The 21,050-nt window shown below is 36.0% G+C and carries 17 protein-coding genes; 8 read left to right on the top strand and 9 right to left on the bottom strand.

What is annotated here, in order from left to right; all coding sequences use genetic code 11:
* Positions 1-140: 140 nt before the first annotated feature.
* From rocD to dnaB, 3 genes are all read right to left on the bottom strand, one after another.
* The gene (gene rocD / locus J0L69_11580) at positions 141-1,364 is read right to left on the bottom strand and encodes an ornithine--oxo-acid transaminase (protein MBN8693831.1); all 1,224 of its coding nucleotides are present in this window, start codon (positions 1,362-1,364) and stop codon (positions 141-143) included.
* A 65-nt stretch (positions 1,365-1,429) separates the two neighbouring features.
* A complete protein-coding gene (locus J0L69_11575; GenBank protein ID MBN8693830.1) occupies positions 1,430-2,110 on the bottom strand; it encodes a hypothetical protein in 681 nt (226 codons plus the stop codon).
* A gap of 3 nt (positions 2,111-2,113) precedes the next feature.
* A complete protein-coding gene (gene dnaB, locus J0L69_11570) occupies positions 2,114-3,700 on the bottom strand; it encodes a replicative DNA helicase (protein ID MBN8693829.1) in 1,587 nt (528 codons plus the stop codon).
* Positions 3,701-3,946: 246 nt separating this feature from the next.
* Here dnaB and J0L69_11565 point away from each other — a divergent pair, with 246 nt between their 5' ends.
* On the top strand, positions 3,947-4,891 hold the full coding sequence (locus tag J0L69_11565) for a hydroxyacid dehydrogenase (GenBank protein MBN8693828.1): 945 nt from the start codon (positions 3,947-3,949) through the stop codon (positions 4,889-4,891).
* Here the strand turns inward: J0L69_11565 and J0L69_11560 are convergent.
* Positions 4,878-5,357, bottom strand: coding sequence for a hypothetical protein (locus J0L69_11560; protein MBN8693827.1), 480 nt, complete (start codon positions 5,355-5,357; stop codon positions 4,878-4,880). The two genes, J0L69_11565 and J0L69_11560, sit on opposite strands and share 14 nt — an antisense overlap.
* A 36-nt stretch (positions 5,358-5,393) precedes the next feature.
* Between J0L69_11560 and J0L69_11555 the strand changes: the two genes are divergently transcribed.
* Together J0L69_11555 and J0L69_11550 are read left to right on the top strand one after the other, a co-directional pair.
* Positions 5,394-6,380: an acyl transferase gene (locus J0L69_11555; protein MBN8693826.1), complete on the top strand. Its 987-nt coding sequence runs from the start codon at positions 5,394-5,396 to the stop codon at positions 6,378-6,380.
* The gene (locus tag J0L69_11550; GenBank protein MBN8693825.1) at positions 6,380-6,712 is read left to right on the top strand and encodes an MGMT family protein; all 333 of its coding nucleotides are present in this window, start codon (positions 6,380-6,382) and stop codon (positions 6,710-6,712) included. The genes J0L69_11555 and J0L69_11550 overlap by 1 nt, the downstream gene beginning before the upstream one ends.
* A gap of 2 nt (positions 6,713-6,714) precedes the next feature.
* Here the strand turns inward: J0L69_11550 and J0L69_11545 are convergent, their stop codons facing one another.
* The 4 genes from J0L69_11545 to J0L69_11530 all read right to left on the bottom strand — a co-directional run bounded on the left by J0L69_11545 (position 6,715) and on the right by J0L69_11530 (position 13,347).
* Positions 6,715-7,848 (bottom strand): T9SS type A sorting domain-containing protein, encoded by a 1,134-nt coding sequence (locus J0L69_11545; protein MBN8693824.1) that lies wholly within the window; start codon positions 7,846-7,848, stop codon positions 6,715-6,717.
* A 62-nt stretch (positions 7,849-7,910) separates the two neighbouring features.
* Positions 7,911-8,303, bottom strand: coding sequence for a hypothetical protein (locus J0L69_11540; GenBank protein ID MBN8693823.1), 393 nt, complete (start codon positions 8,301-8,303; stop codon positions 7,911-7,913).
* A gap of 86 nt (positions 8,304-8,389) precedes the next feature.
* Entirely contained in the window at positions 8,390-10,168 is a 1,779-nt protein-coding gene (locus J0L69_11535) for a hypothetical protein (protein ID MBN8693822.1), read from the bottom strand.
* 5 nt (positions 10,169-10,173) lie between these two features.
* A complete protein-coding gene (locus J0L69_11530; protein MBN8693821.1) occupies positions 10,174-13,347 on the bottom strand; it encodes a tetratricopeptide repeat protein in 3,174 nt (1,057 codons plus the stop codon).
* 163 nt (positions 13,348-13,510) lie between these two features.
* Here J0L69_11530 and J0L69_11525 point away from each other — a divergent pair, with 163 nt between their 5' ends.
* The 5 genes from J0L69_11525 to J0L69_11505 all read left to right on the top strand — a co-directional run bounded on the left by J0L69_11525 (position 13,511) and on the right by J0L69_11505 (position 19,876).
* Positions 13,511-14,182, top strand: a complete 672-nt coding sequence (locus tag J0L69_11525) for an ATP-binding cassette domain-containing protein (GenBank protein ID MBN8693820.1) — start codon at positions 13,511-13,513, stop codon at positions 14,180-14,182.
* 53 nt (positions 14,183-14,235) lie between these two features.
* Entirely contained in the window at positions 14,236-15,648 is a 1,413-nt protein-coding gene (locus J0L69_11520; protein MBN8693819.1) for an MBOAT family protein, read from the top strand.
* Entirely contained in the window at positions 15,648-16,961 is a 1,314-nt protein-coding gene (locus J0L69_11515) for a hypothetical protein (GenBank protein MBN8693818.1), read from the top strand. Before J0L69_11520 ends, J0L69_11515 begins: the two co-directional genes overlap by 1 nt.
* A gap of 42 nt (positions 16,962-17,003) precedes the next feature.
* Positions 17,004-17,633 (top strand): hypothetical protein, encoded by a 630-nt coding sequence (locus J0L69_11510; GenBank protein ID MBN8693817.1) that lies wholly within the window; start codon positions 17,004-17,006, stop codon positions 17,631-17,633.
* A gap of 80 nt (positions 17,634-17,713) precedes the next feature.
* Positions 17,714-19,876 (top strand): S46 family peptidase, encoded by a 2,163-nt coding sequence (locus tag J0L69_11505; protein ID MBN8693816.1) that lies wholly within the window; start codon positions 17,714-17,716, stop codon positions 19,874-19,876.
* Between the two features lie 6 nt (positions 19,877-19,882).
* Here J0L69_11505 and J0L69_11500 read toward each other — a convergent pair whose 3' ends face one another.
* Complete coding sequence (locus J0L69_11500) at positions 19,883-21,019, bottom strand: glycosyltransferase (GenBank protein ID MBN8693815.1); 1,137 nt, start codon at positions 21,017-21,019, stop codon at positions 19,883-19,885.
* Positions 21,020-21,050 lie beyond the last annotated feature (31 nt).

Here is a 21,050-nt window from a genome sequence, read left to right as displayed (position 1 = left end):
GGAAAACGGTAAATACCATTACCGAAATAAAAAGGAAACAAAATATGTGATTAAAGAGTTTCAACCGGACAAAAATACAGTAATATGCGAATTACCAAAATGATTTTAGTCTTATTTACAATTCTTAACTAAAAATTAAGTTATTTAAAGTTCTCTATGGTTTCGCGGATAATACGTGCGCAATCCAAAATTTGCTCTTTGGTAATAACAAGAGGCGGTGCAAAGCGAATAATGTCGCCATGAGTTGGCTTGGCTAATAGGCCATTTTCTGCCAGTTTCAAACAAACATCCCAAGCGGTTTTACCATTTTTTTCCTTAATAATAATAGCGTTAAAGAGTCCTTTACCACGAACTAAGGTAATTAAATCGGATTTAATGGCCCGTAGTTCTTTTCTTAAAATCTCTCCTAACTCTTGTGAGTTCTCAGCCAACTTTTCATCTTTTACTACTTGCATGGCAGCAATGGCCACTTTGCATCCCAGTGGGTTTCCGCCGTAGGTAGAACCGTGTTGTCCGGGTTTAATACACAACATTACGTCATTATCAGCCAATACTGCTGAAACAGGATAAACACCGCCGCTTAAAGCTTTTCCCAATATTAAAACGTCGGGCCTTACATTTTCATGATCGCAGGCTAACATTTTACCGGTACGGGCAATGCCGGTTTGTACTTCATCGGCTATGAATAAAACATTAGCGGCTTTACACATTTCATAGCTGGTTTTTAAATAACCTTCATCCGGAACATTAACACCGGCTTCACCTTGTATTGGTTCTACTAAAAAACCAACAACGTTATTGTCTTTTAGTGCTTCTGCTAGTGCGGATGTGTTGTTGTAAGGTATTTTTACTATCCCAGGTGTATACGGACCAAAATTTCCATAGGAATCCGGGTCGGTGCTGGCTGAAATGATACTAATGGTGCGTCCGTGAAAGTTACCTTCGCACACAATAATTTTTGCAGCATTCTCACTTACTTTTTTCTTTTCGTAACCCCACTTACGCGCGAGTTTAATCGCCGTTTCCACACCTTCAGCACCTGTATTCATTGGTAATACTTTGTCGTAACCAAAAAATTCGGTGATGAATTTTTCGTATTCTCCTAAAACATTATTGTAAAAAGCGCGAGAGGTTAAAGTTAATTTTTTAGCCTGCTCGGTTAACGTGTTAATTATTTTTGGGTGACAATGCCCCTGATTTACGGCACTGTATGCTGCCAGAAAATCGTAATATTTTTTCCCTTCTGTATCCCAAACAAAAACACCTTCGCCACGCTCCAAAACTACCGGTAAAGGATGGTAGTTGTGTGCTCCGTGTTTATCTTCTAAATCAATTAAATATTGGCCTTTTGTTGTGGTTTGCATCTCGGTAATCATTTGAAAAACTATTTATACAAAGATACAAAATTGAGGTCTGATAAAAAAACGCCTTAATTGGTGGTTTTTGTATTGGAAGAAGCGCTTTCTTTCGGACTTAAAAAGCGGAAAGCAACACCTAAGCCAAAGTTATAGCCTAATCCCGACCATTTAGCAAGTACTTCATTATTAAAATTAACGTAATTGGTTGTTAAATTGTTGTACTTCACAAATGGCATACCCAAGTCGAATTGAAATGCAAAACGTTTAATATAAATTTTTGGGGTTAGATGTAAATCGAAGTAAAGTCCGCTCCCGTATACCTCAGTTTCCGAAATATCATTGAATACAAGATTTAGTTTAGAACCGCCAATATTGAATCCAAGTGCTAAATCTAATACTTTATTTTTGACAGCATGAAAATTTACGGTTGCCATATAATCCAAAGAAGTATGATAAGGTTCTTTTCCTGTAGTTTTATCCGCTTCCGCAAAGTAACGATTGAACTTTGCGCGTACACCTACGCCTAATCGGTCTAAGATTCCATATTCAAGTCCAAATGAAAAATTACGATTTCCGGCTTTATCTTCTGTTGTTGTATCTTGTCCGGTACTTTTTAATTGATAATAATATTTTGTGTTATAAATGTCAATTCCCAATTTAGCATCAAATACCAAAGCGTTTTTGTGAAAGGATTGAGAAAAACTTAATAAATAAATTACTGATGCGATAAGGGTTAAAAAAATCTTTTTCATAGCTTAAAATGCGTCGTTAATGTCTTCAATGTCGTTACGTTTAATAATATCGCTGTTTCCTTCTTCAATATTATCCCAGTTTTTGGATTGAACGGTTTTGGTAGGACTATTACTTAAAAAATCATTGTTTTGTTCTAACGGTTTGTTACTTGCTCCCTGATAAAATGTGTCCTGACCTTCGTTATAATCCAAATCAGCAAACTTAGCGTATTGTCCGATGAAACGAAGTTTAACAGTTTCAAGCGCGCCGTGACGGTTTTTAGCAATGATAACTTCGGCACGGCCGCGGGTAGGTTCATTGTTTTCATCCACTTCTAGTCCGTAGTATTCCGGACGATAAATAAACATTACCATATCCGCATCTTGCTCAATAGCTCCGGATTCACGAAGGTCACTTAGTTGAGGACGTTTACTTCCGCCGGGACGATTTTCTACCTGACGACTCAACTGAGAAAGAGCGATGATTGGAATTTCTAACTCCTTAGCCAAACTTTTTAACCCGCGGGAGATCGTACTGATTTCTTGTTCGCGGTTTCCTTTTCCATCCGGACCGCCACTCATTAACTGAAGGTAGTCAATGATGATTAATTCAATTTTCTGATTTTCTTTTAAACGACGAGCCTTCGCGCGCAATTCAAAAATAGAAAGAGCAGGGGTGTCATCAATAAAAAGTGGAGCTGTCGCTAATTTTTTAATGCGTTCATTTAACTGAACAAACTCGTGATTCTCCAAATTCCCTTTCAGGATTTTATCCTGTGCTAATTCAGTTTCACTCGAAATTAAACGCTTTACTAACTGAATGGATGACATCTCGAGAGAGAATATGGCAACAGGTTTATTAAACTCTACAGCCGCATTTTTCGCCATGGTAACAACAAAGGCGGTTTTACCCATACCGGGACGAGCTGCGAGAATTAATAAGTCGGAACGTTGCCACCCGCCGGTAATACGATCGAGAGCGGTAAAGCCGGAAGGTACACCTAATAAACCATCGGTTTGGTTGGCGGCCGCTTCAATTTCATCAATAGCTTTTGCAATTAACGTACTCATTTTATCGTGCTGTTTACGCACGTTTGAGTCGAGAATTTCAAAAATATTTTTAGTTGTGTTATCTAATAATTCAAATACGTCGGTACTGTCTTCGTAAGCAGTTTTAATGGTTTCGGTACCAATGCGGATTAACTCGCGTTGTAAATATTTTTGTGCAACAATACGCGCGTGAAATTCGATGTTCGCCGAGGAAGCAATTCGATTGGTAAGTGAAGAAACATAATAAGAACCACCAACAAATTCCAGTTCGCCGGTGCGTTTTAATTCTTGTGTAACAGTTAAGATATCTACCGGTTCGGAGCGGTTAAATAAATTAACGATGGCAGCAAATACTTTTCCGTTTTGTTCTTTGTAAAAACTTTCGGGTGAAAGAATATCAATCACAGTACTCAATGCTTCTTTTTCCAATAGCATCGCACCTAATACAGCTTCTTCCAATTCAACAGCCTGTGGTTGCAGTTTTCCTATTTCAGATACGGGTACACCTGTGGTGGTAGTAACAATACGTTTGCGGGTTTTATTTTGATTATCTTGATTCATAATTAAGCAGGGAGGCAAATGTGCAATTATTCAATTAAGTTACGAAAAAATGGCGGCTAACACAATAGCTAACACTGTCTCAACAATACTTTTTAACTGCTTGAAGACTAGGCTTAGAATTGTTCATAACCATAATTAACAACAAAGTGAATTGTTAATTAGCCCGAATTTAGTTTTAAACATATGCTGTGATAATTTTTTAATAAAAATTTTTTTGCAAAAGGCTTTATGTAATTTTGGGCAATGATGAAGGTACTATTAATTGATTCTAACCATTCTGTATTACATGAAACTTTGCAAGCGGCAGGTTTTCATTGCGATTTATTTTGGGAAAAACCGATTGATGAATTGAAAAAAATTATTCCTGAGTACGATGCGTTGGTGATTCGAAGCAAGTTTAAAATCGATAAGGCGATTATTGATTCAGCCGCAAAATTAAAATGTATTGGTAGAGCAGGAGCCGGCATGGAAAATATCGATGTAGCTTATGCCGAGAGTAAAGGAATAAAATGTGTGCATGCTCCTGAAGGAAATGCTGATGCTGTGGCTGAACACGCTTTAGGTATGCTTTTAATGTTATTCAATAACTTAAAGAGAGCCGACGAAGAGGTGCGAAAGGGATTATGGTTGCGTCATGAGAACCGCGGCGTTGAGTTGTGCGGTAAAACAGTGGGCGTAATAGGATACGGAAACATGGGCTCCGCGTTTGTTAAGCGTTTACTCGGATTTGGTTGTAAGGTGTTGGTATATGATAAATTTAAAAAAGGTTTTGGGACTGATAACATCTCAGAGACCGATATGCAGCACTTGTATAATGAATGTGATATAGTGAGTTTACATATTCCATATAACAACGATAATCATTATGTGGTTGATGAAAATTTCATCAACGCTTTCAAGAAGGAAATTTATATTATCAATACAGCCAGAGGTAAATGTTTAAAAACTGAAGCGCTTACCAACGCTTTAAAATCAGGAAAAGTAAAGGGGGCTTGTTTGGATGTCTTGGAATACGAAGCTGTCTCCTTTGAGAATATCGATGTGTCTTCTTTACCGGAGCCAATGCAATATTTAATTAAGAGCGACAAAGTGGTATTGAGTCCGCACATTGCCGGTTGGACCCACGAATCAAATTATAAAATCAGTAAATTTTTAGCTGAGAAAATGATTAAAGTGCTTAAGGCACATTAATTTCAGGAGTAGTTAATACATTACTTTGATTTCCGGCATTATCCACTAAATACATCACATACTTGATACGTTTGTGACTGGTAGTAGGTCGGTATTCGTTCATGTCAATACTCAATTCACCTGAAATTGGTTTTCCCGAATAGTCATCGCTTGGTTTTCTTACTGTATACGGTGTTCTTAAAGTGTCTTTATTGAAAGCATCGTAAAATGCTCTGAATTTATTGGTAATAGTATCGAAGAAATAGTAGGTAGTAAATAAATTGTACGTCTTATCTTCTTTTTCTTTTCCAATATCACCGTCACCATCCGAAAAGCCAATGGTTAAAATAGCGGAATAATCACCGGTTGGAAAGAAAGATTTATACTCTATTTCAGGACTCAGAGAATACTTTTTCTTTTTAACACAAGCCATGTAGAGGCTTCCCATTGCCAAGAATAAAACAATATGTTTTAATTTAAAATTCATGTCTGATACTATAAAATTAAGCATAATTTTGTAAAAATGCCAGCACAGAAATTTAATAGAGTGTTTGATATTCAAACGGAAGAAGAATTTAACAATCTTTGTCTGGAGGTTTTTAAATTTCAATATCAGAATTGTGAGGTTTATCGTCGGTTTTCTGATAGTTTGGGAATTCAAATAGAAACGATTAAGCACTTTTCTCAAATCCCGTTTTTACCGGTTGAATTTTTCAAGACGCATGAGATTTTATCGGTGCCAAAATCAAATGAGACCATCGTTTTCACAAGTAGTACAACCACTTCCCAATCCCCATCAAAGCATTATGTGAATGATATCACCGTGTATGAGAAGAGCTTTTTAAAAGGTTTTGAATTGTTTTATGGTAAGCCAAAGGATTATTGTATTCTGGCTTTATTACCGGGTTATTTGGAGAGGAGCGGTTCGTCTTTGGTTTATATGTTTGATCGCTTAATTAAATTAAGTGCGGATATCAATAGCGGATTTTTTCTTCATAATTATGATGAATTGATTGAAGTAATTAAGTCGTTAAAGATTAACGGTAAAAAAACAATATTGATTGGTGTTACTTATGCATTGTTGGATTTGTCGGAGCGTGGCATTAAATTGAGTGATAACTTTATTGTGATGGAGACCGGTGGAATGAAAGGGAAGCGACAAGAAATGATAAAGGAGGAGTTGCATGCTTTCTTAAAACAAAAATTAGGAATAAACACCATTCACAGTGAATACGGTATGACTGAACTCTTATCACAGGCTTACTCAAAAGGAGACGGTATCTTTGAATGTCCGCCCTGGATGAGAATTTTAATTCGTGATGCAGAGGATCCGTTAAGTCTGGTTGGAGAAAATAAAACAGGAGGAATTAATGTCATAGATTTAGCTAACTGGCAATCCTGTTCGTTTATAGCCACGAAAGATTTAGGCCGCCTGTCAGGCAATAAATTTGAAGTAATGGGTCGGTTTGATAACAGTGATGTTCGTGGTTGTAATTTAATGATTGACTAATGGACAAAGATTTTTTTAATATGGTTTATCAGGTAGTGCGGTTAATTCCGAAAGGACGTGTTACCAGTTACGGTGCCATTGCCAAATATTTAGGTTCTGCCGGTTCTTCTCGGGTAGTGGGGTATGCGATGAATGCAGCGCACGGACAAAAACCTAAGGTTCCTGCGCATCGTGTTGTAAATCGTAATGGCGAATTAACAGGAAAGCATCATTTTGAAACACCATATCAAATGCAGGAACTATTGGAAAAAGAAGGAGTAGAGGTGAAAGATGATAAAATCATCAACTTCGATAAACATTTTTGGGATCCAATGAAACAACTCGAGATTTAGGATTATTCCTTTAAGAATAATTTATTGAAATTTTCACCTGATTCGTCAGATACATTCACGTAATAAACTCCTGATTTTAACGCACTCGTATTAATTTCATAATTAGGAGTCTCACTTAATAAGGACATTTCTGAACTCAAAATTTGAGTGCCCATATTATCAAATACAGTTACTTTTACTTTTTGCCCAATGAATTTATCCGGAAAAAGTAATTTCAAATTGGAGGCAACTGGGTTAGGGTAAATCTCGAAGCCTGTTTGATGATTTGTAGAATAAACAGAAATAGTTTTCGTGAATTCCGGTTCACTTTTTCCCTTATCAAATTGCTTTAAACGGTAATAAACAACAGTATTTGATTTTACGTCTGTATCCATAAAACTGTATTCATTGACTTCATAACTATTACCGGCGGCAGTTGTTTTATGTATTAAATCAAACTCTTGATTGTCATAACTTCGTTCCAATGTAAAATAATCACTGTTTACCTCAGAAGCAGTACTCCAGTTAATCTCTATATTATCATCTTTAATTATGGCATCATAAAATACCAGCTGAACTGGAAGAGGGCAAATAACCCCTGCACCAACTACTAAATTATAATCTTCCGTTTCGCCGTGACTATATACACAGTAAGGTAAAATTGAAGGGCCATTTGTTGCATAAGCACATCTAACTCTCATTCTGTAAGTACCTGCTGCTACCGCCGGAACAACGAAGTTAGCTGAAGCCCAAGTGGCAGCTATTGGTACACCGGCAGGTGCACAAACTTGCTCAGACCAAATATCAAACACATTGTTTTTATTCCAGTCTATCCAAACTGCAAATCCTTGATCAAATATGATACCTGATTGGAAATTACAGGTGATTACTTGTCCGGCATTTACGCGTAAATAGGTTGGGCAACCAACAAAATAGTAATTTCCGGAAGTAGTAGCAATCACTTGTGAATTACATCCTGTATTATTATTGGTAATGTTAACTACAGCACCGGTTGTATTGAAGCTATGAATAAAATCATTGATGGAATTGGCCGCATTATTGGAAGCATTCGGTTGATTGCACGGAACATTATTGTAGCCCACATTACCGTATGGAGCGGGGCCAACACCGGGTTGAGAATAAATGCTTAAGCCCAATCCAAATATGAAAAGGGAGCTTAAAAAAAACTTAATTATGTAAACAAAACTCTTCAATTAGGTTATGGTGTAACGTATATAAGTTTGTTTTTAGGAAGTAAAACCATCACATCTTTAAAACCTGGGAAAGGAACAATAACTTCCTCTTTTTCTTTTCTCAAATATTCAAAACGACACACATCAATCATGCCTTCATTCATTGTTAAACCGCTTTCTAAGTGATTACGTTTTATGTAAAACGATTCGCTTTGATACCACATTTCTTTTGAGTAAAGCTCGGGATTATTTGCTTTCCACTGAATAAAACCACCGGGCTCGAAACTATGTCGGAAGGAAAGGTACTTTTCGAAAATTTGAACTTTTGCAGGATCTAACTTTATAGAAGAATTGTTTTGAGCCCAGCTTAAATTTGAAATCAGGATACAAACGATAATTATGTGTTTGAGTAGGCTCATAAGAAACGACTAATCAAATATACAAAATTATACCACTTTTCAAAGGAAAAGAGTACAAAATCTAATAAAAATCACCTAAAAAGTGCTTAAAAGGGAATAAAGCTCAAGCCAATCATGAAGTTGAAGCGCTGTGTAGGATATTTTTCCCAACGCTCATAACGCATATTGGCGATATTGTTGAACTTTAAAAAGAAGCTCAACATTTTACTATAGCGATATTCAGCACCTAAATTAGCATCAACCAGGTTATTCAAAAGTTTCGATTCGGTAAACACAAATTCACTGTTTTCACCTACTTTGGTTAATGCCCATTGATTACCAATTACGAAAACATCACCTTTAATAATGATTTTGCTCTTTAAGTTATAGATGGCAGATAAAGTAATGTCGAAGTCGGGTTTATGATACGCACGCTCGAGATTTTTAGGTGAGTACAAATAATAATTTCCTTTAGCTATAAAATGAATTTTTTCTTTGTATTGATATTTCACTTGTCCGCTTACATTCAATAACGAAGTGTTGTCGTAAATAACTTTATACTTATTATCTAACTGCGTTAAATCGCTGTAATCAACCACAAAGAAATGCAAGCTGTCGTATTGCCCGTAACTCACTTTAGCATCATAACTGGTAGAAGAACTCAAATTACCTCTTAAACCGCCAAACACATTGTATTTATTATGTGTGTTCGCGTAATGCACATTCGGATTAATAAACGGATTTTCATTACTTAAACTTCTAAAACTATTTTTAATTAATCCACCCGAAGCACCAATGTAAGGCACAATGATATTCTCGTAAACATCGTAATGAGCATTCAATTGAGGATAGAAATAAAATTTGGTATTACCGTTAAATGCATCAACAGTGGCATTTAATCCTAAATCAGCATGCCATTTTTTGCCATTCGCTTCAAAATACGGATTCAAAGAGAAAATAAAATCATTAATGGTGTCTTTTTGCTGTTTGTGGTTGTAATAATCCGCTAAAACTTTTACGTGTAAATGTTCTTTGTTGATATAGGTACTTAGCTCTGTATTTAACTTAATGTTATTCTCAGAGGAGTTGTAGAAATCTCCCAGATTATAATAAGCTAAACGAATATCGTGATTGATTTTATTACTATCGGTATAATGACTTTGCAAACGAACAACAGGCTCAAATAACTGATAATACTGCTTGGTGTAATTTTTATCCGTAATATGATTTATGGTGGTGTCAAAACCATAATAATGCACGCGATTACGTTTGTAGTTAAATTCACCGCTTAGCGTATGTTTTTTGTAAAATTTCTTACCGAAAATTTCTGCTTCATTGTCTACAAAACCGCTGTAACCGGTATTTTTTAAATGCGACATAGAAGAGAAATGTTTGTAATGTGCGCCGTAAGCTTCTTCACGCGAACGCAAACTGTTTACCCAAAGCTCTCCGTAAGGCATGTTATAAATAGGACCGTAACCAACTTTAATTAACGAACGATATAATTTACTCAGCGGTTCGTTCTGCATTTTTGCCGGTTTAATAGGCGCTACTTCATATTTAGGAAACAATGGATTTGATGCAATGCCATACGTCGTATTGTTAATGCGTTTTACAGTATCTCTGATTTCCGGAACATCAGCAAATTTAATAGCATCTTTAATGGTAGGTTGAAACTCACTTTCCGCTTGAAAATTGATATCATTCATACCGGTTTGTGCCATTGTAGCAACGATATAACCAAATAGAAGTACAATCACAAATAACCATCTTAGCATACGCTTTCGTTTATCTAGCGCTGCGTTTTCGGTTACAGAGGAAGAAGTAATTGAAGAAGTATTACGCCAACCGCCTGTCTTTTTTTCTATTTTAACACTATTAAGCATTTTTCTTATTCAGGTTTTTGGTTAGGAATTTCAACAGGAGTATTTACTTTGATACTATCAGTAGTTGTAGGCTTAGGCTGCGTAAATAAATTTTTATCACCTTCCGTTGTATTAAACTCTACTTTCATTTCAGGCTGAACAATAGCTTGAGCGGCAGTTCTTGCTTTTTTCTTTTCTTCCAGTTCATCCTGGCGTTTTTTAATTTCCGGTAAGTATTCTTCTTTTGGTTTGCCTTCAATGATGGTTTGTAAAATAACTTCCGCATCATCTAATTCGCCTTTCGCTAAATAACAATCAACAATTAAAAGCATGCCTTTGGTATTCCAATCGTCGTTTGTATACGAGAAACTGATTAAGTTATTGATACTTTTTTCGGCTTCTTTATAGTCTTGTTTGTTAAAGTATATTTTAGCGATATGATACATAGCTTCTGCACCACTTACATTTTTGGAGTTTTTGGCAATCGACTTAAACTCGGTTAAAGCATCATCCAAGCGATTGGTTTCAAATAATGATTTTGCTTTTATGTATTTCGCTTCACTGGTTTGTTGAGGTGTTAGTTTTTCGCTGGCTAATACTTTGTTCGCTTCTTCTAAAGCAATTTCATATTGCAAAGTGTTAAAAGCACAACGCGTAGCGCCAATTTTAGCCGTTAATTTATTGGCAGGACTTTCTGCAAGCTCTTGCATTTGTTTATAGACAGGCAATGCTTCAGAATATCTTTTGTCCTTATACAATAAATAAGCCGATTTAGTTAAAGAAACCTCGCTGTAAATACTTCTTGGTTTATTTACGATGTATAAGTAAGACGGTAAAGCTTTCTCGAATTGATTTTTACTGTAAGAACACTCCGCGAAACAGAAATGCGCTTCTGAAATATATTTCCCGTCAGGAAACTTACTAATGTAACTTTCAAATTTAGGTAAGGCTACATCACAGTTTTCATCGTTATAATAAGCTTCACGTGCACTTTCAAACAAAGCCATCTCAATTTGATTAATCGCTAATGGATTTCCGTTAGAGGCAAAGTATTTTTCCATACCGTCGATATCACCCTTCACAATAAATATTTTCTTAATCATTGGTAATACTTCTCTGGCTTCAGCGCTCTTAGGATCTTTCTTTACAATGATGTCAAAATATTCAAAGGCCTTGTCATCCTGCTTACGGTTGTAATAAATCAATCCCATACCGGATAACGAAGGATCAACAAACGATGATTTCGGGAAGTTTTTAAGAATGTGATCATAATACACTAAAGCATTATCACCGTCATTTAAATCTTTACTGTAAGTTTCAGCGATTTCAAAAATAGCGGCGCCTAAGTAGTTTGAATTAGGAAAATGTGATTCAATGTATTTCAAATCATTTATTTTCTCCTTAAAGTTTTTTAATAATCCGTTACACAATGCTTTTTGATAATAACTATAATCAACGTCTACCTTATTTAGCGCAATAGCAGTTTCATAATATTCAGCTGCCTGATTAAAATCTCTGTTCATGAAATAACAATCCGCAGCTCTTACATTGGCATCGGCAATCTTGTTATAATCATCATTGGTTTTTGCCATTAAATACTTCCTGAATTCCAGATTCGCATTGGTGTAATCATTTTTCTCTTTTCGCTGGAAATAAGCATACCCTAAATTATAATGAGCTAATTCAAATTCCTTAAGAGATATGGTATTCGGTGTTAATAAGAAGTTTTTCCAGATCTCTATGGAAGTAGAATAGTCGCGTCTTATATAGGATATTTCTCCTAACCAATATTGAGATAAAGCATTATAAGTTAAATCGGAATTGATTGAAATGGCTTTTTTAAATTGTTTTTCCGCATCATCTAATTCGAAGTTATTGAAATGTTCAATGGCTTTAAAGAAAACCAGTTTTTCGTAATTCGCTTTAATGATTGGATCCTGACTGTCTAAACTTTCAATACTCTCAATGGCTCTGTCGTAGTTTTTAGTAGTAGAGTATACGTTAATTAAATATTTCCTGGCTTCATCTTTGCGAGGAGAGTTAGGATATTGCTTTAAATACTTCGAAAAGGCTTTTACGGCATCGTTAAACGGACTAAAATCCAATTCGTAACTGAGTTTTGCAAAGCTAAATAAGGCATCTTCTGTGATTTTCTTATCAAAATCATGTGTCGTTGCAAGATAGAAAACATTTTTCGCTTTACTTTTCAAATTAGCATTGATAAAGCAATCTCCAAGATGGTAATAAGCACTTTGCGCCAAGCTATCTTCATTGGTAACGGCTTTTTCAAAATAAGTAATGGAGTTATTGTAATCCTTCAATTTGTAATAACAATATCCTAAAGCATAATTCCCTTCCGGATTTAAATTACTCGCTAATTCAGTTTGTTTTAAATAGGTAATCGCATTACTATAATCTTTTAAATTATAATACGATTCACCAATCATGCGGTTAATCTCACTTTTCTTTTGAACCTGATTACTATCGTTCAATAATTTCGGTGCCGCTTCAACAACCTGTTTGTATTTTCCTTGTACAAAATATATTTGTGTAATATAATAAGGCGCGACCGGACCAAATGTTTCGTTTCCAACCAACTTGGTGAATCCCTGTAAAGAGGTTTCGTAGTTTTTCTCGTTATAACTGATATGAGAAAAATAGTAAAGAGCAGGATAGATGTATTTATTGTCTACATCCTTGATCTCGTACAAATCAGCTTTAGCTTTATCCTGCGCGCCGGTTTCAATATAACTGTAACCACGCTTAAAATATAATTCAGCTAAATCTTCTTTCGTTAATTTATAAATATCAACCTTCTCGAAATTTTTAATGGTCTCTTCGTATTTTTTCTTCCGATAACTTGATTTTCCTAAATAGAACCAGGCGCCATTTACTTTATTGCTTTCAGGGTGTTCGTTAATAAATTCGCGCATACGCCACTCTCCGTCTTTGTGAAATAATTCAATCGCACAAGCCGCCGCATAATATTCAGCATCCGTCTTTAAAAGTGAAGGACTTGTTTTTAAAGCCAAATAATCGGAGAAACTTTTTTGCGCTGCAACAAATTGTTTTTTATCAAACAATTCAAGCCCGTCTTTCAGTAAGCTTTCTTTATCGAGGTAAGCTGCTGTTTTTTGTGCATATCCAAAGGACATGCCTAAACATAAAACAGCAATTACACCATACTTTCGTAGCATCATGTTAATCTTAAAATTCAGCGTAAAAAATTTTCAATAAAGTTAGGCTGGCTTGTTTTACCTTTTATGTTGTTCAATTGCAGTTATTAACCCGATAGTGTTGATATTGGAATAACGGATAAATCTTTCAAGGTTACATTAAATGTAATTTAGTGCAGAATTAAACATGAGTACAGTAATTAAGTTTGAAAAAGCTACCATTTTTCAGGATGAAAGGCCTGTGATTGGGAATTTGGATTTGGAAATACAAAAGGGTGAATTCGTTTACCTGCTTGGTAAAACAGGAAGCGGTAAAAGCTCCCTGCTTAAAACCATTTATGCCGATTTACCTCTAATTAATGGAAACGGAACAATTGCCGGCTATAACTTAACGAGCCTCAAAAGTCGTGATATACCTTATTTACGCCGAAAGCTTGGCATCGTGTTTCAGGATTTTCAATTGCTTGGGGATAGAAATATCTATGAGAACTTACGTTTTGTGATGAAAGCTACAGGATGGGATGACGAAACTAAAATTAAAACCCGCATTTTTGAAGTGTTAAAGAAGGTTGGCCTGGAGAATAAGGAAAACAAAATGCCGCATGAGTTATCGGGAGGCGAACAACAACGTGTAAGTATTGCCCGTGCTTTGGTGAACGAACCTGAAATTATTTTAGCGGATGAGCCAACAGGTAACCTGGATCCTGAGACTTCAGAAGAAATTTTAAAATTGTTAAAAGCTATTGCTGACGGGGGAAGCTCTGTTTTACTTGCTACACACGATATGTTGGCCTATCAGAAGTTTAAATCTCGCACTTTAGTATGCGAAAATGGAGAATTGAAGGAGAAGCAGGTTTAGTCTTTTATATAAACATTATTCTCTTAAATTTGTTCTGCGTTAAAAAGCAATAAATGGTATTCAGCAGCATTACATTTCTGGTTTATTTCCTGCCATTGTTTTTGCTGGCTTATCATCTCACTCCTAATAAATTCAAAAACGCTTGCATTTTAATTTTTAGCGTTATTTTTTACGCCTGGGGCGGACCAAAATTCATCTTTGTTATTTTAGGCACCACATTTCTGGATTTCTATCTGGTGAATGCCATGCATAATGCAAAAACAAAATCAGCCAAGCGACAGTTATTGATTATTTCGCTGGCCATGAATTTGGGTTTGCTTTTTTATTTCAAGTACTGCAATTTCTTTATTGATAATGTGAATGCCTTATTCGGAGCCGATATTCAATGGACCAAAGTATTGTTACCAATCGGAATTTCGTTTTATACGTTTGAGAGCATTACTTATGTGGTAGATGTTTACCGAGGCATTCATAAACCACTCAAAAATTTCTGGCACTACCAAACTTACATCATCTTCTTCCCTAAATTAATTGCCGGTCCGATTGTGAGATACCATGATATCGCCGACCAAATCACCAACCGTGAAAAGAATTATACCACCGATATTAAATTAAGCGGCTTTTTTATTTTCTGTTTTGGATTGGCTAAAAAAGTAATTATTGCCAATACTTTAGGTATGCAAGCAGATGCAGTTTTTAAATTGGCACCGGAGCAAATAGATACAGCTGCAGCTTGGGTAGGCGCAGTAGCTTATACATTTCAGATTTATTTTGATTTCAGTGGTTATAGTGATATGGCTATTGGTTTGGGAAAAATCATGGGCTTTAAATTGCCGGAGAATTTCAAAAATCCTTATCTCTCTTTTTCCATCACCGAGTTTTGGCGCCGCTGGCACATGACCCTCGGTACCTGGATGAAAAACTATTTATATATCCCATTAGGAGGAAATAAAGTAACACCCGCCAAACTTTACCGCAATTTAGTGGTGGTGTTTTTATTAAGTGGTTTGTGGCACGGCGCAAGCTGGAATTTTGTTTTATGGGGCGCTTTCCACGGATTATTCTTAGTGCTTGAAAGATTATTCTTAAATAATGTATATCAAAAAATCGGCAAGGCCGTTTCAACACTAATTACATTTATTATTGTGATTACCGGCTGGGTTTTATTCCGTAATGAAGATTTATCCATGGCCTCTCATGTCATTAAGCAAATGTATAGTTTCAATTTCTTCGACGGAAAATTTGCATTGAACAATGATTTTTGGTTCTCATGTACTTTGGCTTGTGTTTTTTCATTCTTTGCTTTCCTGCCAAAAACACAGGCCATTCAGGATACCGTTTACGGTGAGAAATTTACTTCAGGAACTAAAAACGCTTTATTATTGACCAGCATCGCTCTTTTCTATATTTCATTAGCTTATATATCAGCATTAGATTTTAATCCATTTATTTATTTCAGATTTTAATGGCGGCAAAGAGTAAAATATACACCAAGGAAATCATCATCGCTTTCATAGCTTTGAGTTTTCCTATGCTCTATGCTTTTGTGAAGAAGGATAACAAACCTAATTTAACAGGGATTGTCATCAGCGATAAAAAGCCGGAGATGAATAAGGAAAACTGGCTCTCCGGTGTGTATCAAACAGAAATGGATGATTACAACAATGATCATTGGTCACTCAAAGAAATTAGCGTACGATTAAACAATCAGTTTTACTATAAAGCCTTTAATCAGATTCGTGTTAACGGATTTGTGATTGGCAAGGATGATTATGTGTACAGTGAGAGTTACATTTTCTCAGCTTTTGGTGATGATTTTATTGGAGAGGAAAGAATTAAAACGCAAATGCAAAAGGCCAAGGTGGTGCAAGATAGTTTGAAACGTCACGGTGTGGATTTATTGCTTGTGTTTGCACCGGGTAAAGGCGAATATTGCATCGAGCAGGTGGAAGATAAATACAAACATCCGATTAAAAACACCAACCACGCTGAGTTTGTAAAGCAGTGTAAATCGAATGGCGTTAATCATCTGGATTTATACACGTATTTTAATTTGCTTAAACCAAACACCAAATATCCTTTGTTTCCAAAGTTTGGTCACCACTGGAGTTATTACGGTGAGGTGCTTGCGGTTGATACCATCATTCGTCACATAGAAGTATTACACAACACGCAAATGCCGGAGATATTCTGGGAGAAAACAGATGTAGTGGATACAGCCCGCAGTCGTGATGCCGATGTGTTAAAGAGTATGAATCTTTATACTAATCCCGATCAAAATATGCAACTGGCGTATCCGGAATTATTATTTGAAAATGACAGTTTAAAAAACCGCACACGTGTATTAACCATTAGCGATAGTTATTGGTACGGACCGGTGTATATGGGTGTGCCAACACAGTGTTTTGCGGGCGGACAATTCTGGTATTATTTCAATAAGGTAATACCTTCACCAATTCCCGGCGAAAAAGTGGAAGTATGGGAGTTAAATCTGAAGGAAGAAATTGAGAAGAAAAATAATGTGGTAATGTTATTGTATAGCGATGGTAACTTAGGCGCATTTGGTAACACATTTATTCAGGATGCTTATGAAATGTATACTTCGCCGGCCACCTATTGGGCAAGGGTAGAGAAGAACAAAACCATTCAAACGTATGCGAAGCAAATCCGTAACCAACCCGGCTTGTTAAAGAAAGCCACTCAAAAATCAAGCGAGTTGCAAATTCCGCTCGATTCAGCCATTAAATTGGATGCCATGAAAATGGCTGGGATGAAATGATTAATTATCATGAGGCTTATTTTGATTATATTCTTTTCGTTTTTGAGTTTAATAATTTATGGCCAGAAAAAATCTAAAAAGAAAAAGGAAAGTTATGGTTATAACGTTTCATTTAATGCATTTTATGGCCACAGGTATTTTCTAAAAGACTTTTCTAATCAGCTCAGTACGCTTTCAAACTTGGATTTTAATAAACCGTCTGATTTTGTTGGAGTAGGAATCCTAATTAATTCGTACGCGATAAATCCTAGACACAGTTTAGCGGGGCAATTTTATTACAATTACTTTATCCCCAAAAACATCGTAATAAGCGATACAGTAAATGCCCAATTCAAAGGTTTTTCAGTAAATGTTGGTTACGGAAAGACCTTATTAGAAAAAAATAAATACTTCAATTTGGGTGTTTTTTTAGGTTTTAATACCGGAAATTTGAAAATAATTTCAAAAGATGCGTTTTCCCAAATAAAACCATTTTTCTCGCCTAAATTATCCATGCAGCCGAAATTTATAATTAAAAGAATTACCATTTCTATTAATCTTGATTTTGATTATGATTTGATCAATGAAAAATGGAAAAAGGACTTTATGGTAAGTTCAGGTTATATTAACACTTCAAGATTACCAAATTCAGGATTAAATTGTGCTGTTGGGATAGGTTATTATTTATATTGAGTTTTCGGTTAAAATCTCCCCCAAATTGGGGACAACACATACATATTTCCTTAGTATATTTATACTCTCAAAATAAAACCATGAACCTCAGAAAAGCGCTATTAATTTTTCCTTTCATTTTCTTAAGTTTTGTATCTCTTGCCGATGAAGGCATGTGGCTGCCGCAACTTTTAAATGCTTTAAACATTAAAGACATGAAGAAGAACGGCTGCAAATTAACAGCCGAGCAAATTTACAGCGTTAACAAGTCCAGTTTAAAAGATGCTATCGTTCAGTTTGGCGGCGGTTGTACAGCTGAAATTATTTCGCAGCAAGGATTGGTTTTAACCAATCACCATTGTGGATATGGCGCCATCGTTTATCACAGTACGGTGACCAAAGATTATTTAACCAATGGTTTTTGGGCGATGAATAAGAACGAAGAAATTTATACACCTAATTTGACTGTCACATTTATAAAAAGCATTGAAGAAGTGACAAGCCGCGTGATGAATAACATGAATGCAAACGCTTCCGAGTTACAACGTGATTCCATTATCAAAGCCAACATTAAAATCATCGAAGCGGACGCTATTAAAGGAACACATTATGGTGCTTTTGTTCGTCCGTTTTTCTATGGCAACGAATATTATTTGTTTGTTACCGAAACTTTTCGCGATGTTCGTTTAGTTGGCGCACCTCCTGCGTCCATTGGTAAATTTGGCGGCGAAACCGATAACTGGATGTGGCCGCGACATAATGCGGATTTTGCATTGTTCCGTATTTACGCGGGTAAAGACAATAAGCCGGCTGATTTTTCTCCTGATAATGTTCCTTATACGCCAAAGCATTCACTACCTGTTTCTATTAAAGGTTATGAGAAGGGCGATTTTACCATGGTGTATGGTTTTCCGGGAAGAACTCAGGAGTATTTAACCTCTTACGCGGTTGAAATGTTGGTGAATGAAACCAATCCTCGTCGTGTTGCCTTACGTGAGAAGCGTTTGGCTATCATGGAAGAGGATATGAAGAAAAGTAATGAAGTTCGTTTAATGTACGCGAATGCTTACGCAGGTGTTGCTAACTATTACAAAAAATGGTACGGCGAAATGCAAGGCTTGAAAAGCTATAATGCAGTTGAGAAAAAGCGTGAATTTGAAAAAGAATTTTTGGCAGTGGCCAATGCCAACTCAGCTTACAAAGGTAAACTCGATGATATGTTTAACGAGTTTAAGAAGATTTACGCCGAGTATTCCACTCTCAGCAAACAGATGGATTATTACAGCGAGTGTTTGATGGGAATTGACGGTATACGTTTCACAATGAATTTCATCAATATTTTTAACGAACTGAAAAAGAAAAATGCAGGAAAAGACAATAAGTTTGATGATTTATTGAAGACTATTAAAAAGTCGATTCCTTTCCGGAATATGAATAAGGAAACGGATATTAAACTTTGTACAGCCATGTTAAATGAATATGTGAAAGGTGTAGAGAAAATCAATCGTCCTTTTTATTTGGATTCTTTATTGTCGGCTCACAACAACGACGGTGCTTCCGTTGCTAAGTTTTTATATGAGAACTCCAGTTTTATCGATAATACTAAAGCGAAAGCGATGCTGGATGATTTCGAGCAGAATGCTGCTTTATACGAACGCGATCCGTATTATAAAATGACTGCCGGTATAGTAAAATATTATCAAACGGCTGTTATACCTCAGGCCAATTACGATGAGTTACATATTAATGAATTACAAAAGGAATATGTAAAAGCCATGCGCGATTTGATGAAGGATAAAAAGTTTTGGCCGGATGCGAATTCAACCTTGCGCGTCGCTTATGGTAAAGTGAATGATTACGAACCACGCGACGGCGTATCGTATAAGCATTACACCACTTTAGATGGAATCATGGAGAAGGAAAAGCCGGGTGATGACGAGTTTAATGTGTTTCCAAAATTGAAAGAGTTGTATACGAAGAAAGATTATGGTCAGTACGCCGATAAAGACGGAAAGTTACGCGTTGCATTTATTGCTTCTAATCATACTACAGGCGGTAACAGCGGTAGTCCGGTTTTAAATGCCAAAGGCGAATTAATTGGAACCAATTTCGACAGGAATTGGGAAGGTACGATGAGTGATGTGATGTATAATCCAAATCAGTGCCGCAATATTGTGCTGGATGTTCGTTACACGCTGTTTATCATTGATAAATTTGCAGGTGCGGGTTATCTCTTACAAGAGATGAATATTGTGAGTAAGTAATGCTTCTTACGCCGTTGGTTTATTAATCAGTGAGAGCAATTTCTCTGCATTTTGCTGATTGGAAAAACGGCTTACTTGTTTTTTTCTTTCTTCCATGAAAGTCGCATTGTAATCCATTTCCATTAATGATTCAATAGCTTTAATCATTTCTGGTGGGTTATTACCAATCGCCAGCGTAGAGTTGCTATTAATTCCGGTACCTTGCAGCATTTTATCGTTACACACCACGAAGCGGCCTTTAAATAGCACATTCACTAGTTTTAATTTGAGTCCGGTTGCCTGTTCGGTGTAAAGTACATGAATATGCGCCTCTTCAATCAATTTGTTCATCTGTGCTTCGGAAGGGTTGGCAATTAGTTGCACATGCTTCATTTTTTTAATTTTATCATATAAAAAAGCGGGCGGATTCAATCCGGCAATGATAATCGGTGAGTTTATTTTATTGAATACATTTTCAAGCAACCATAAAACAGCCGCGTAATTTTCTGAAACGCTGAGGTTGCCATTGTATAAAATATAGTCTCCTTTACCGGATAGTGAAGAAACCGTATCGTTCGGATGAAAGCTGGGTAAAAACTCGCATGGTACTTTCGGATAATTCTTTTTGAAATAGGAGGTATCATCTTCGTTAACTGCCAATATCAGATTCGCATGTTCAACGACTTTTTCAAAATTCTTAAGTTTCCTTGCTTCTTCATTCAGATATACTTTTTTGAAAGCTTTTTTCTCTGATTGCGCTAAGTGATAATAATAATCGTGTTCGATATTACTGTGGCGATAGATCTTTAAACGTTTTTCGAATCGTACATCACTCATTAAATAACATGTATGAAGTACTTCAAAAATGATGGGAAAATTATTCGTCAATAAATTTTGCGCTAATTCCTCCGATTGCCTTGATTTCACGTTATAAGGCAACAAAGAAAAGATATTCATGATACCTGTCTTACGCTTATAATAATATACTTTCTCACATAATGCTTCTAACTCTTTCGCATGCGCCCTTCCATATTCAAAACAGTGTAAATGAATTTTTATTCCGTTTTGATGCAGTTGTTTTATTTTATAAAACACATCTATTACACCGCCATAATTGGCAGGATAGGGAATGTCGAAGGAAATTATGTTTACAGAATTGATGATACGTTTTAATTTAAGCTAAGTAAATATAGCC

The organism is Bacteroidota bacterium, assembly GCA_017303905.1.
In the GTDB taxonomy this organism is placed as follows: domain Bacteria; phylum Bacteroidota; class Bacteroidia; order B-17B0; family Aurantibacillaceae; genus JAHEYG01.
Note: the sequence above shows the minus strand (reverse complement) of the source record. Positions and strands in the feature narration are given on the sequence as shown.

Excerpts from the sequence above, each read along its gene's own strand:
- J0L69_11530 (MBN8693821.1), bottom strand. The coding sequence starts at position 13,347 with ATGATGCTACGAAAGTATGGTGTAATTGCTGTTTTATGTTTAGGCATG.
- J0L69_11550 (MBN8693825.1), top strand. The coding sequence starts at position 6,380 with ATGGACAAAGATTTTTTTAATATGGTTTATCAGGTAGTGCGGTTAATT.
- dnaB (MBN8693829.1), bottom strand. The coding sequence starts at position 3,700 with ATGAATCAAGATAATCAAAATAAAACCCGCAAACGTATTGTTACTACC.
- J0L69_11575 (MBN8693830.1), bottom strand. The coding sequence starts at position 2,110 with ATGAAAAAGATTTTTTTAACCCTTATCGCATCAGTAATTTATTTATTA.
- J0L69_11535 (MBN8693822.1), bottom strand. The coding sequence starts at position 10,168 with ATGCTTAATAGTGTTAAAATAGAAAAAAAGACAGGCGGTTGGCGTAAT.
- J0L69_11520 (MBN8693819.1), top strand. The coding sequence starts at position 14,236 with ATGGTATTCAGCAGCATTACATTTCTGGTTTATTTCCTGCCATTGTTT.
- J0L69_11560 (MBN8693827.1), bottom strand. The coding sequence starts at position 5,357 with ATGAATTTTAAATTAAAACATATTGTTTTATTCTTGGCAATGGGAAGC.
- J0L69_11540 (MBN8693823.1), bottom strand. The coding sequence starts at position 8,303 with ATGAGCCTACTCAAACACATAATTATCGTTTGTATCCTGATTTCAAAT.
- J0L69_11515 (MBN8693818.1), top strand. The coding sequence starts at position 15,648 with ATGGCGGCAAAGAGTAAAATATACACCAAGGAAATCATCATCGCTTTC.
- J0L69_11555 (MBN8693826.1), top strand. The coding sequence starts at position 5,394 with ATGCCAGCACAGAAATTTAATAGAGTGTTTGATATTCAAACGGAAGAA.
- J0L69_11565 (MBN8693828.1), top strand. The coding sequence starts at position 3,947 with ATGAAGGTACTATTAATTGATTCTAACCATTCTGTATTACATGAAACT.
- J0L69_11525 (MBN8693820.1), top strand. The coding sequence starts at position 13,511 with ATGAGTACAGTAATTAAGTTTGAAAAAGCTACCATTTTTCAGGATGAA.
- rocD (MBN8693831.1), bottom strand. The coding sequence starts at position 1,364 with ATGCAAACCACAACAAAAGGCCAATATTTAATTGATTTAGAAGATAAA.
- J0L69_11505 (MBN8693816.1), top strand. The coding sequence starts at position 17,714 with ATGAACCTCAGAAAAGCGCTATTAATTTTTCCTTTCATTTTCTTAAGT.